The sequence below is a fragment of the Ferrovibrio sp. genome (assembly GCF_029255545.1).
Lineage (GTDB): Bacteria > Pseudomonadota > Alphaproteobacteria > Ferrovibrionales > Ferrovibrionaceae > Ferrovibrio.
This window is the reverse complement of record NZ_JANLJJ010000115.1, coordinates 61,539-73,512: the sequence shown is the minus strand read 5'-3', so window position 1 is coordinate 73,512 and position 11,974 is coordinate 61,539. Positions and strand designations below refer to the sequence as shown.

Below are 11,974 nucleotides of genomic sequence, written 5' to 3'. Positions count from 1 at the left end.
GCCGTGCGCGCAGCACCTCGTCGGCCAAACCGCGTCCGGCCCGTGTGGCCCGCCCAGCCGCGGCATCGACCCAGCCGACCGCCAAGACCGCCCCTGCTGCCCAAACACCTGCCGCCGCCCCCGGGCAGGCTGAACCGCAGGCCGTTCCAGCCCCGGCCCCGGTCGTCACTGAGCCGCTTGCCGCCACGGCCCCGGTTCCGGCCGGCAGCCCCCAGCCGGTGATTCCTGCCGCCCCGGCCCCATCCGCGCCCGCGGCACCAGCTTCTGCGGCCCCGCAGGCCCCTGCTGCCACCCCGCCCGCGCCGCCACCGACCGCCGCCACACCTGCCGCGCCTCCGGCTCCGCCTCAGCAGGTCGCGGCAGCCCCGGTTGCTCCGGCGGCCCCTGCAGCCAATCCCGCGACCCAGCAGAGCGCCATGGTGGCCCCGCGTCCCACTCCGGCGCCAGGCGTTCAGGCAGGCGTCGTGACCCTTGCGTTCCAGCCCGGTCAGGGCGAATTGCCGGCCGGCGAGCTGGCCGCCCTCGATGCGCTGGCACAGCAATTTGCCGGGAACGAGGAGCGCCTGCAGGTTCGTGCCTATGCGGCCAATACTGTCGGCGATGGCGGCAGCGGCGCCCGCCGCCTGTCGCTCACCCGGGCGCTCGCGGTGCGGCAATACCTGATCGACAAGGGCATACGTTCCACCCGGATCGATGTTCGCGCCCTTGGCGTGCCGACCGACGGTTCGGCGGCGGATCGTGTTGAAGTGGCGCCGCCCGGTCGCTGATCGGGGTGGGCTTCGATGTGATCTTCGGGTTGATCCGGCTGCATCGCTTAAGCAATCATCGGAGCGCACTGATTTGATTCGCCGACCCGGTCTTTACGTCGGGCCGGGTGCCGTGAAATTGCCGTATTCGCTCTTTACGGCAGAAACGGAAGGATGGACCGAATGACCAAGCCTGGCCGTTTTCTGTTTCGCATGATCGCATTCCTTGTCGCCGTCGGCGCGGTGATCGCGGTTTTGCATGCGACGCTGTTGCGTGCCTTCATGGCCAATCCTGCCCTGAACAGCCTGATCGCCGCCGTGCTGCTGATCGGCATCCTGTATGCTTTCCGTCAGGTCTGGATCATCGGCCAGGAGGCGAACTGGGTCGAAGCCTGGCAGAAGGCGCAGCGCGGCGCCGGCGGCGGCAATGCGGGAGAGCCTTCCAGCCTGCTCGGACCGCTGGCCCGCATGCTGGCCAATCGCGGGCCGCGCGGATCATTATCGGCTGCCGCCACGCGCGCGCTGCTGGACTCGGTCGGTTCGCGTCTCGATGAGGCGCGCGATATCTCGCGTTATTTTATCGGCCTGATGGTGTTCCTCGGCCTGCTGGGAACTTTCTGGGGTTTGCTGGAAACCATCAATGGGGTCAGCGATACCATCAACGGTCTGTCGCTGAACACCAATGACGATATCAACATCCTGTTCTCCAAGCTCAAGGGCGGCCTCGAAACACCGTTAGCCGGCATGGGGCTTGCCTTTTCGACCTCGCTGATGGGTCTGGCCGGCTCGCTGATCCTCGGCTTTCTTGATCTGCAGGCCGGGCAGGCGCAAAATCGATTTTATAACGATTTGGAAGAATGGCTGGCCGGGTTCACCCGGGTCGGTGGTGGCGCCGTGGTCGATGGCGACCAGTCGGTGCCGGCTTATGTGCAGGCCCTGCTGGAGCAGACCGCCGACAGTCTCGACAACCTGCAGCGGACCATGGCGCGCGGCGAAGAGAACCGCAGCCAGGGCGGTGCCGCGCTGATGCAACTGAACGAGAAGCTGAGCCTGCTGACCGAGCAGATGCGGGCCGAACAGGGCCTGTTGCTCAAACTGACCGAACACCAGATCGAAATGAAACCGATCATGGCCAAGCTGGCGCAGAATACCGAAACCGGCAGTTTCGATGCCGCCAGCCGTGGTCATCTGCGTAACATCGATATCCTGCTCACGCGACTGCTCGACGATGCCGCCCAGGGGCGTGCCAAGCTGGTCGATGACATGCGGGCGGAAATCAAGCTGCTGTCGCGCACCATCGCGGCGATGGCCGATACCCCGCGCCGGCAGGGCTGATCCGTCATGGCGCTGAGCAGGCGGCGCAACGACCATCAGAGTGCCGGGGCATGGCCGGGTTATGTGGATGTATTGTCCACGTTGCTGATGGTCATCGTCTTTGTGCTTGCGGTGTTCATTCTGGTGCAGTTCTTCCTGGCCACCGCGATCTCGGGCCGTGACAAGGCGATCGACGCCCTGCGCAGCGAACTGGCCGGCCTGGTCGACCAACTGGCGCTGGAGAAAAGCAATAACGCCCAGCTGCGTGTCGACCTGACCAATCTGCAGGCCACACTCAGCAGTGCCACGGCCGAGCGCGACCAACTGGCTGCGGTGCTGGCCGAGAGCCAGGCGCGTGCCGACGAAACCGAGAAGAGGTTGGCTGAACAGCAGCAGATCGTTATCGATCTGCAGGGCAAGCTGGTTTCCAGCAGTGGCCAGCTTGAGCAGGAAAAACGCCTCACGACAGAAGCGCGTAGCCAGGTTGATCTGCTGAACCGTCAGTTGATGGCTTTGCGTGAGCAGATGGCACAGATCGAGCGCATCCTCAAGGAAAGCGAAGACAAGGACAAGGCAAACCAGGCCCAGATCAGCGACCTTGGCAAGCGGCTGAATGCGGCGCTGGCGCGCAAGGTCGATGAACTGGTCAATTACCGCTCGGAGTTCTTCGGCCGCCTGCGTCAGGCATTGGGTAACCGGCGCGACATCCAGATCGTTGGCGACCGGTTCGTGTTCCAGTCGGAAGTATTGTTCGATTCCGCCTCGGCCGACCTCAAGCCCGAGGGGCGCGAACAGATTGCCAAGCTGGCGAAGACGCTGATCGAGATCAGCAGTAAGATTCCGAGCGACCTGCCCTGGGTGCTGCGCGTTGACGGCCACACCGACAAGCTGCCGATCAACACGCCGCAATTCCCGTCGAACTGGGAACTGTCCTCGGCCCGCGCCATCTCGGTGGTCAAGTTTCTCGCTGGCCAGGGCGTGCCGCTGGAGCGACTGGCGGCAACGGGCTTTGGCGAATTCCAGCCGCTGGATGCGCGCGACGATCAGATCGCCTATCGGCGCAACCGGCGCATCGAACTCAAGCTCACCGAGCGCTGAATGTTTGAGGAAACCTTCCTGAAAGTCGGCGAGCGGCTCGGCGCATTGCAGGCGCGGGTGCTCGCGGCGCTGCTGCTGGCATTCTCTGTCCTGATCATCCTGGTGATGGCCGGTATCTATGTCTGGTTCGATCCGCTTGCCTTATGCCGGCAGCAGAGCAGCAGCCTGTTTTTCGGCACGCGCATGCCCGAAGATCGCAAGGTGGAGGTGATGGACTGGGCCCGCTTTGTCGACGAAACCATCGTTCCGCGTTTCCCGGATGGCTTTACCCTGCTGGACGGGCAGGGGGGCTGGCGTTCGACGAATAGCGGCACGGTGCGCGAGGCGACGCATATCCTGCTCGTGCTGCACGATGGCAGCGCCAGCGCGAAGCTGGGCCTGGATGCCATTGCGGCCGATTACAAGGCGAAGTTTTCCCAGGACAGCGTGCTGCGCCTCGACCAATGCGCCGTTTATCGCTTCTGACTTCAGTCAGTCGACATCTTTGAATTGCTTCGGGTCGAGCTGACAATCCAGCAGGGTCGACTGAAATACCGCGCCGATCAGCAGCCGCCCCTGATTATGCACGGCTACGCTGGCGCCGGAAATCAGGCTGCCCGGATCGGCAAAGATTTCCTGCACCCGCGTGGCGCCGCGATTGTCGCGGCTGACCCGCAGCACCATGCTGGGGCTTTCCTTCTGCGGGTCCATGGCGTGGCCGATGAAGGCGAAGGCATTGGGATGGCCGGCAACCCAAAGGTCGCCGTTGTCGTCGCGGCGGATATTGTCGGGGCCCATGGGCAGGGGTAGGCTGCCGATGCGGAGCAGCGTGCCGCTGGTGGGTTCGCGGGTAAAAGCCAGCAGCATGCGCCATAAGGTCGAGCCGGCCAGAACGGCGCCGCCATCGGTCGAAACCTCGACGCCGTTGGCAAAGGCGATGTCTTCGGCCACCACGCGGGCAAAGCGGCCGTCGTGGTAGACTAGGGTTGAGCGGCTGAGTTGCAGCAGGTTCTCCACCATATGCATCCAGCGCGGCCCGCTGCCACGATCATTGGTCAGGTAGAAGGATTCCGGCCCGGCGGCGGCGATGCCGTTCGGGTGCACGAACAGATCGCTCGCGACGCTGCCGCGATGGCGCACCGTCGGCGTGCCATCAGCCGCCAGTTGCAGCAGGAATATCTCCACCGTATGGCGGTCAGCGCTGCGATGGTTGATCACGTGCAGGAAAATCTGACCGTCAGGCGCGGCAAACAGACCCATGCCATGGGGATGGAAGGGGAGGCTGGGCGGCAGTTCAAGCCGGGTGAGACGACCCGGCCTGCTGGTCAGGTCATAGAGATGCAGGCCGCCCTGGGCGTCACGGTCGCGGCGATCCTGGCTGGCGATGATGGCGGCATGGCCGCCGGGCAGAATCGCCATGTCCTCCGGGCCGGGCGGCGCTTCGACGGCGACGCACTGGCCGGCGGTGAAAGGCTCGATATTGCGATAGGCGCCGCCAAGCCAGATCGTGTAGCCGACATAGGCGATCAACGCGACGAGGATGAAGCGCCACCAGAATCGCATCAGGCCGCGCTGCAGCGGCCTGTCGGGATGGCGTTTACGCGGCGGCATCAGCCGGACCGGACATGAATTGCAGCCGGGCGAGGCGGGCATAGAGGCCGTCTTCCGCCATCAGGCTATCGTGACGGCCGGCGGCCACGATGCGGCCCTGATCCATCACCACGATCCGGTCGGCTTTCTGCACGGTGGCCAGGCGATGGGCAATCACCAGGGTGGTGCGCCCCTGCATCAGGCGCTCCAGTGCGCTCTGTACCTTGCGTTCGGATTCCGCATCAAGTGAAGAGGTTGCTTCATCAAGCAGCAGCACCGGGGGGTCGCGCAACAGGGCGCGGGCGATGGCGATGCGCTGGCGCTGGCCGCCCGAAAGCCGGACGCCGCGTTCGCCCAGATAGGTATCGTAGCCCTGCGGCAGGGCCTGGATGAAACCGCTGGCGGCGGCGGCCTCGGCCGCGGCGCGGACGTCCTCATCACTCGCCTCAGGCCGGCCGTAGCGAATATTTTCCGCCACGCTGGCGCCGAAGATCACCGGGTCCTGGGCAACCAGGCCGATATGACGGCGCAGCGCAACAGGATCGAGCCGGGCGATATCGATGCCGTCGAACAGAATGCGGCCCGAATCGGGGTCATAGAAACGCAGCAATAACTGGAACAGGGTCGTCTTGCCCGCGCCGGACGGGCCGACGATGGCAACGGTTTCACCGGCGGCGACATCGAGACTGAGGCCATCGAGCGCCGGGATCTGCGGCCGGGCGGGATAATGGAAGCGCAAGTCATCGAATTGCAGATGGCCGGCCGGCAGGGCGGAAAGTTGCTCGGGATTGTCCGGTGCCTGCACGCTGGGCTCGGTGGCCAGCAGTTGCATAAGACGTTCGGCCGCGCCGGCCGCGCGCTGAACATCGCCCCAGATTTCCGACAAGGCACCAACCGAAGACGCGCCGATCACGGCATAGAACACGAAAGCCGACAATTCGCCGGCCGACATTTCGCCGGCAAATACGGCTTTGCCGCCAATCCACATCACGGTGTTGACTGCGCCGAAGACCAGCAGCATGACCAAGGCCGTCAGCCAGGCGCGGGCCCGGATGCGCCGTACCGCACTGCCGAACGCGGCCTCCGCATTGGCGGCAAACCGGTTCGTCTCGCGGGTTTCATAGGTATAAGCCTGCACGGTGGTAATGGCATTGAGCGTCTCGCCGGCCTGGGCAGACAGATCCGCGATGCGATCCTGGCTTTCGCGTGACAGCCGGCGCAGGCGACGGCCCAGCACGATGATCGGGAGCACCACCAGCGGGATCACCAGGGCGACCAGCAGGGTCAGGCGTGGCGAAGTGATCACCAACAGGGCTGCGCTGCCAAAGAACAGCAGCAGGTTGCGCAGAGCGACGGAAACCGATGAGCCGATCAGGGCCTGGATCAGTTCGGTATCGGTGGTAAGCCGCGAGAGCACTTCGCCGGTGCGCGTGGTTTCGAAAAACGCGGGGCTCAGCCTGAGTACATGGGCATAGAGCGTGCGGCGGATATCGGCGACTACCCGCTCACCCAGCCAGGTGACGCAGTAAAAGCGCGCGAAGGTCGCGACCGCCAGCACGGCGACAACGCCGAACAGGGCCCCGAAATACAGATCCAGGTAATCGCCGTTACCATGGCCGAATCCGACATCGATCACCCGGCGGATCGCCTGGCCGATACCAAGCACGGCCCCGGCGGCCACGATCAGCGCCAAAGCCGCGCCTATCACCATCCAGCGATATGGGGCGACGAAGCCGAGAGTCCGGCGCAGGGAGGTCAGGGACGGACGTTTGGAGTCGGAGGAGGCAACAGGCGGCATCGGCTCGACGGGAAATGAATGGATGGGTGTTATAGCCGCCGCGTCCCCCGCACGACAATGCGACAGGGCATCATCCGGGCATGAGGAATCCGGTCTTCGCCTTTTCAGTACCGCATGCAGGTGTATGTTCGTTTAATGATCATTTCAATTTCACTTTATGTTTCACTATTTCGCCTATAAGTATATGCAAAAAAACCACCCACGTCCTGAGGGAATCATTATGTCGAAGCGCCGAATCGCTCTCGCCATCTGTCTGACCCTGGCAGCCTGCGTCACCGGCCAACCCCTCGTGCCGCCACCCATGACGGCGGTACCGGTGGCTCGTCCGGATGGCAGCCAGGTCACGCCTGTCGTGACGGCTGACCAGGTTGGCGAGGAAACGCGGGTTGTCGGCCTGCATCGGGTGCAGATCGATGTGCCGCGGGGTAGCGAGGTCGGGCAGATCAGGAAGCCGCCGCTGGTAGTCTGCAAAGGGGGGAGCTGGGGCAGAGTGCTGCATGACGAAGGCCGCTACGTCAGCCGATCCAACGAATGGCAGGATGTTTTTCACCGGATCGTTGCAGGCCATGGCTATCGTGCTGCCGGCGCGCCAGACCGACTGTTCTCCGAACAGGGTCAGGAGGAGGCAGAGTATATTTTTGGCGCCAATATCCGGGCGATCCGCGTCGAAGGCACGCTATCCTGCGATTTCATAAATGCCCGCATCATTGGCCTGACCGGCAATTCCACCATCACGGTGGAATGGCAGGTTTTCGATCCGGTGAACCGGCGCGTCATCCATAAGGCGACGATCGAAGGCCAATATCAGGGCACCACTGTGATCCCTTACGATACGGAATTGTTGGTCCTGTTGGCTTATGCGGATTCCGTGAACAAGCTTGCCGCCGACCCAGCCACACGCGCCGCGGTCAGCCGCAAACCGCAGCGTGAAACGAAGCCGTCCAAAGGTATTGTGGCTGTGGATGGTCGGCGGCCGCTAGTGCGCCAGCCGATTTCGAAGGTTGCCATCGATACCCATATCGACCGGCTGCGCAGCGCCACGGTCCTGATCGAGGCCGGGGCGGGCGGCCATGGCTCGGGCTTCATCGTCTCCGAGGATGGCCTGGTGATGACCAACCAGCATGTGGTGGCCGGCCAGCGGTTTGTACGGGTGAAACTGGTCTCCGGCCGTGTGGTGGTCGGCGAGGTCTTGCGCCGTCATGAATTGCGGGATGTGGCGCTGTTGAAACTGGAAGGAGTCGGTTATCCGGCGATGGCGATCCGCGAGACGCCGGTGCGCGTGACCGAGGAGGTCTATGCGATCGGTGCGCCGCAAATGACCGATCTGGCCTGGACTGTCACCCGCGGAGTGGTCAGCGCCTATCGTCCGGCCATGCCACCCGAACGGCTGGACCTGATCCAGGCCGATGTGCCGATCCACGGCGGCAACAGCGGTGGCCCGCTGCTCGACCGGCAGGGCAACGTGGTCGGGATCACCGTTGCGGGCTATGCCATGGGCAAAGAGCAGCGGAATGCCAGCCTGAATCTGTTCATCCCCATTCTGGACGGGCTGGACAAACTGGGACTGGATTTGACGGATCCGGCCGCCTATGAGCGCTGGCGCCGCACGGCTGCCGTGGAATAATCATCCGTATCAAAAGGTTACCAAAGCCGGTTGCGGTGTGGCTTTCGCCCTTGCGGGCAGGGGCGGTTCTGGCTATAACCCCCGCCCATTGAGGATTTTTTCGGGCTTCTGGCGGGCGATCCCCCAGGCTGGCCCAGGAGAGCAGTCATGAAGGCCGATATCCATCCGGATTATCACGAGATCAAGGTGCAGATGACCGACGGCACGGTCTACACCACCCGTTCGACCTGGGGTAAGCCCGGCGACACCATGATGCTCGATATCGATTCGAGTTCGCATCCGGCCTGGACCGGTGGCCCGGCCCGCCTGAACGAGTCTGGCGGCCAGGTTGCCAAGTTCAAGAAGCGGTTTGGCAATTTCGGCCTCAAGAAGTAAGTCGTAGGCGGATTATTTTCCGGGATATACCCGGGACGAAGGCGGCCCAGACGGGCCGCTTTTTTGTTGCCCGCAACGACCACCCCAAATACCCCTCGGTATTTTCTCACTTTTCTTTAACGCTGCGGCTGATATCCCTGTCAGGCTGACAACGACGACATAACGGGCAACAAGACCGCGCCGATGGCCCAGGTTTATCAATCCGCCTCGATCAAGCTCGGCAACGAGATTATCACCCTCATCTATGTCTCCTACTCTGCCATCGCGACAGACGAGATGGCAGCGCGCTCTCTGGCGGCGATGAAACCCCTGTTCAAGAATTCCACTCTGGTGCTGGCCGCCCAGGGCATCAATCTGGCGCCCGAATTCGTCGGGCCCAAGCATGTGGTGGATATTCTGCGCGGCCGCGCGCTCACCGAGTTTAAATGGTATCCGATTTCGATCGGGTGAGGGCGGTTGCCGCCCCTCTTGAACCCCGGATTTCCCCTTCCTACATCCCTGCTGTGCCGGGTGCCCTCGGGGCCCGGACGATCACGGCGATCCGGCAGGTTGCGGATCGTGAACCGGATGCATCGCTTCAGGAGGATGACACCATGCGTGCTTTTGATTTTGCCCCGTTGCTGCGGTCCAGCGTTGGTTTCGACCATGTGAACCGGCTGTTCGAGCTGGCCAACCGCGCTGACGACGCCGCGCCCAGCTACCCGCCCTACAATATTGAGAAACGCGGCGAAGATGCTTATCGCATCACCATGGCGGTGGCCGGCTTCAAGCCGGAAGAGCTTGAAGTGACAGTGAAGGAAAACAGCCTGCTGATCACCGGCAAGGCGGCCGAGCAGGCAGTCGAAACCGAAGTGGCCTATCTGCATCGCGGCATCGCCCGTCGCGCGTTCGAGCGTCGCTTCGAACTGGCCGACACCGTGAAGGTGGTGGGGGCCGAGCTGAATGATGGCCTGCTGCATATCGCGCTGAAGCGCGAGGTGCCGGAAGCCAAGAAGCCGCGCCAGATTCCAATCGGCAGCAATGCCCTTGGCGCCACGGTGATCGACGCGCAGCCCAAGGCGGCGTAAGCGTCGCGCCACACTAACAAACGAAAACGGCCCCGGCATCGCTGCCGGGGCCGTCTGTTTTCAGCCGGTCGGGCGGTGGATCAGGCCGCCTTAAAATCCTGCTCCAGCTTCGGGTCGTATTTGCCCACCGCGGCCAGGCCGTTCAGCTTGGCGCGATGCAGGTAACCCTTCTGCGCGTTCGGCACGTTGGCGGCCTTGCCACCCCACAGCTTCAGCGGCAGGGCCTGCAGGGCGCGGCCGTAGGAGAAGGTGAGCTTCCAGGGCAGCTTCGGATGGCGGGCATTCATGGCGCCAAGATGGGCCGAGGCGGCTTCATCCGACTGGCCGCCCGACAGGAAGGCAATGCCCGGCACGGCGGCCGGCACGCAACGCAGCAGCACCTTCACGGTGGCGTCCGCCACTTCTTCGACGCTGGCATGCACCTTGGCCTGCTCGCCCTGGATCACCATGTTCGGCTTCAGGATCATGCCTTCGAAGGCCACGTTATGCAGGGACAACTGCTCAAACACGGTATGCAGGGTCCGCTCGGTGGCGGCGAAGCTGGTGGCCAGGTCGTGGGAGCCGTCCATCAGGATTTCCGGCTCGACGATCGGCACGATGTTGGCGGTCTGGCAGATGCCGGCATAGCGGGCCAGCGCCTCGGCGTTGGCGACCAGGCACTGCCGGCTCGGTTTGCCGGTGGCAGCATCGATGCTCAGCACGGCGCGCCATTTGGCGAAGCGGGCGCCGAGCTGATGGTATTCAGCCATGCGCTTGGCCAGGCCATCGAGGCCCTCGGTGATTTTCTCGCCATCGCTGCCCGGCAGGGTCTGCACGCCCTTGTCGACCTTAATGCCCGGGATGATGCCGCGCTTGTTCAAAATATCGACCAGCGGGGTGCCGTCCTTGGCTTTCTGGCGCAGGGTTTCGTCATAGAGGATGACGCCGGAGATATACTGCTCGGCGCCTGCGGCAGTGAACAGCATCTCGCGATAGTCGCGGCGGTTCTCCTCGGTTGAGGCGACGCTGATGCTGGCAAAGCGCTTCTCGATGGTGCCGGTGCTTTCGTCGGCGGCCAGGATGCCCTTGCCGGTGGCGACCATGCCCTTGGCAATCATGTTGAGTTCGGTGAGGTTCATTGTCATCAGCTCCCAAAAGCTTCTTTCGATTTCCCGGATGCCGGGGACTCTAGCACGCGATTATTTTGCCGCCAGCGCAGCCACGCCCGGCAGTTCCTTGCCTTCCAGCCATTCCAGGAAGGCGCCGCCCGCCGTGGAAACATAGGAGAATTCCTCCGCCACGCCGGCATGGCGCAGAGCGGCCACGGTGTCACCGCCGCCGGCCACGCTGAGCAGGCGGCCCGACGCGGTCAGCGCCGCGGCAGTACGCGCCACGGTCACGGTGCCGGCATCGAAGGGGGGAGTCTCGAAGGCGCCAAGCGGGCCGTTCCACACCAGCGTGCGGCAATCGGCGAGGATGGTGCCAAGGCGGGCCGCGGCGACCGGGCCGATATCCAGGATCATCTGGTCGGCCGGGACACGGTCGGAGGGCACCACCTTGCTAGGCGCTCCCTGCCTTAATTCGCGGGCCACCACCACGTCGTCGGGCAGGATGATGGCGCAGCCGCGCGTGACCGCATCGCGCAGGATGTCGCGCGCGGTGTCGGCCATGTTCTTCTCGCACAGGCTTTTGCCGACCTCGCGGCCCTGGGCGAACAGGAAGGTGTTCGCCATGCCGCCGCCGATGATGATCTTGTCGACCTTGCCCAGCAGGTTGCCCAGCAGTTCCAGCTTGGTCGATACCTTGGCGCCGCCGATCACGGCAGCCACCGGCTTCTCAGGCGCCACCAGGGCCGCCTCGAGATGCTTCAGTTCGACTTCCATGTTGCGACCAGCATAGGCCGGCAGCAGATGGGCCAACGCCTCGGTCGAGACATGGGCGCGATGGGCGCAGGAGAAGGCGTCGTTGACGTAAACATCTCCCAGTGCTGCCATCTGTTTGGCAAAGCCAGCGTCGTTCTTCTCTTCCTCGGCGTGGAAGCGGGTATTCTCCAGCAGCACGACGCCTCCGGCCTTCAGCCTGGCAATCGCCTGCTTCGGCGCCTCGCCGACGCAATCTTCGGCGAAAGCGATCGAGGAGCCCAGCGCGGTCGCCAGCGCGGCGGCCACCGGCTTCAACGACATCTCGGGCACCGCCTTGCCGTCCGGCCGGCCGAAATGCGACAGCACCACGACCTTGGCGCCCTTGCGCGACAATTCATGCAGAGTGGGCAGGATGCGGCTGATGCGCAGGTCGTCGGTGATCCGGCCATCCTTCATCGGGACGTTGAGATCGACGCGGGTCAGTACCGTCTTGCCGGCGACATCAACATCGTCGAGCGTGCGGAAATGGGCCATGGTTGCGG

At 63.9% G+C, this 11,974-nt stretch carries 12 protein-coding genes; 8 read left to right on the top strand and 4 right to left on the bottom strand.

Annotation, left to right across the window (positions count from 1 at the left end):
• The first annotated feature begins 464 nt into the window (after positions 1-464).
• From Q1J79_RS20795 to Q1J79_RS20780, 4 genes are all read left to right on the top strand, one after another.
• Complete coding sequence (locus Q1J79_RS20795; RefSeq protein ID WP_300304631.1) at positions 465-767, top strand: OmpA family protein; 303 nt, start codon at positions 465-467, stop codon at positions 765-767.
• A gap of 162 nt (positions 768-929) precedes the next feature.
• Positions 930-2,081 (top strand): flagellar motor protein MotA, encoded by a 1,152-nt coding sequence (locus Q1J79_RS20790; protein ID WP_300304628.1) that lies wholly within the window; start codon positions 930-932, stop codon positions 2,079-2,081.
• Between the two features lie 6 nt (positions 2,082-2,087).
• Positions 2,088-3,158, top strand: coding sequence for a peptidoglycan -binding protein (locus tag Q1J79_RS20785; RefSeq protein WP_300304625.1), 1,071 nt, complete (start codon positions 2,088-2,090; stop codon positions 3,156-3,158).
• Positions 3,159-3,623: a DUF3574 domain-containing protein gene (locus tag Q1J79_RS20780; protein ID WP_300304622.1), complete on the top strand. Its 465-nt coding sequence runs from the start codon at positions 3,159-3,161 to the stop codon at positions 3,621-3,623. It begins immediately after the preceding gene.
• Positions 3,624-3,629: 6 nt separating this feature from the next.
• Here the strand turns inward: Q1J79_RS20780 and Q1J79_RS20775 are convergent, their stop codons facing one another.
• Positions 3,630-4,748, bottom strand: a complete 1,119-nt coding sequence (locus Q1J79_RS20775; protein ID WP_300304619.1) for a hypothetical protein — start codon at positions 4,746-4,748, stop codon at positions 3,630-3,632.
• Positions 4,735-6,525, bottom strand: a complete 1,791-nt coding sequence (locus Q1J79_RS20770; protein ID WP_300304616.1) for an ABC transporter transmembrane domain-containing protein — start codon at positions 6,523-6,525, stop codon at positions 4,735-4,737. The genes Q1J79_RS20775 and Q1J79_RS20770 overlap by 14 nt, the downstream gene beginning before the upstream one ends.
• 220 nt (positions 6,526-6,745) lie before the next feature.
• On the opposite strand from Q1J79_RS20770, the gene Q1J79_RS20765 reads away from it, so the two are divergent.
• From Q1J79_RS20765 to Q1J79_RS20750, 4 genes are all read left to right on the top strand, one after another.
• On the top strand, positions 6,746-8,149 hold the full coding sequence (locus Q1J79_RS20765; protein WP_300304613.1) for a serine protease: 1,404 nt from the start codon (positions 6,746-6,748) through the stop codon (positions 8,147-8,149).
• A 147-nt stretch (positions 8,150-8,296) separates the two neighbouring features.
• The gene (gene rpmE, locus Q1J79_RS20760; protein ID WP_300304610.1) at positions 8,297-8,524 is read left to right on the top strand and encodes a 50S ribosomal protein L31; all 228 of its coding nucleotides are present in this window, start codon (positions 8,297-8,299) and stop codon (positions 8,522-8,524) included.
• A gap of 183 nt (positions 8,525-8,707) precedes the next feature.
• Positions 8,708-8,974: a hypothetical protein gene (locus Q1J79_RS20755; RefSeq protein ID WP_300304607.1), complete on the top strand. Its 267-nt coding sequence runs from the start codon at positions 8,708-8,710 to the stop codon at positions 8,972-8,974.
• A gap of 143 nt (positions 8,975-9,117) precedes the next feature.
• Positions 9,118-9,591 carry an Hsp20 family protein gene (locus Q1J79_RS20750; protein WP_300304604.1) on the top strand — a complete coding sequence of 158 codons (474 nt, stop codon included), beginning with the start codon at positions 9,118-9,120 and terminating at the stop codon, positions 9,589-9,591.
• Between the two features lie 80 nt (positions 9,592-9,671).
• Here the strand turns inward: Q1J79_RS20750 and Q1J79_RS20745 are convergent, their stop codons facing one another.
• Positions 9,672-10,709, bottom strand: coding sequence for a class I fructose-bisphosphate aldolase (locus Q1J79_RS20745; protein ID WP_300304601.1), 1,038 nt, complete (start codon positions 10,707-10,709; stop codon positions 9,672-9,674).
• A gap of 60 nt (positions 10,710-10,769) precedes the next feature.
• Positions 10,770-11,966, bottom strand: coding sequence for a phosphoglycerate kinase (gene pgk, locus Q1J79_RS20740; protein ID WP_300304598.1), 1,197 nt, complete (start codon positions 11,964-11,966; stop codon positions 10,770-10,772).
• Positions 11,967-11,974: the final 8 nt, after the last annotated feature.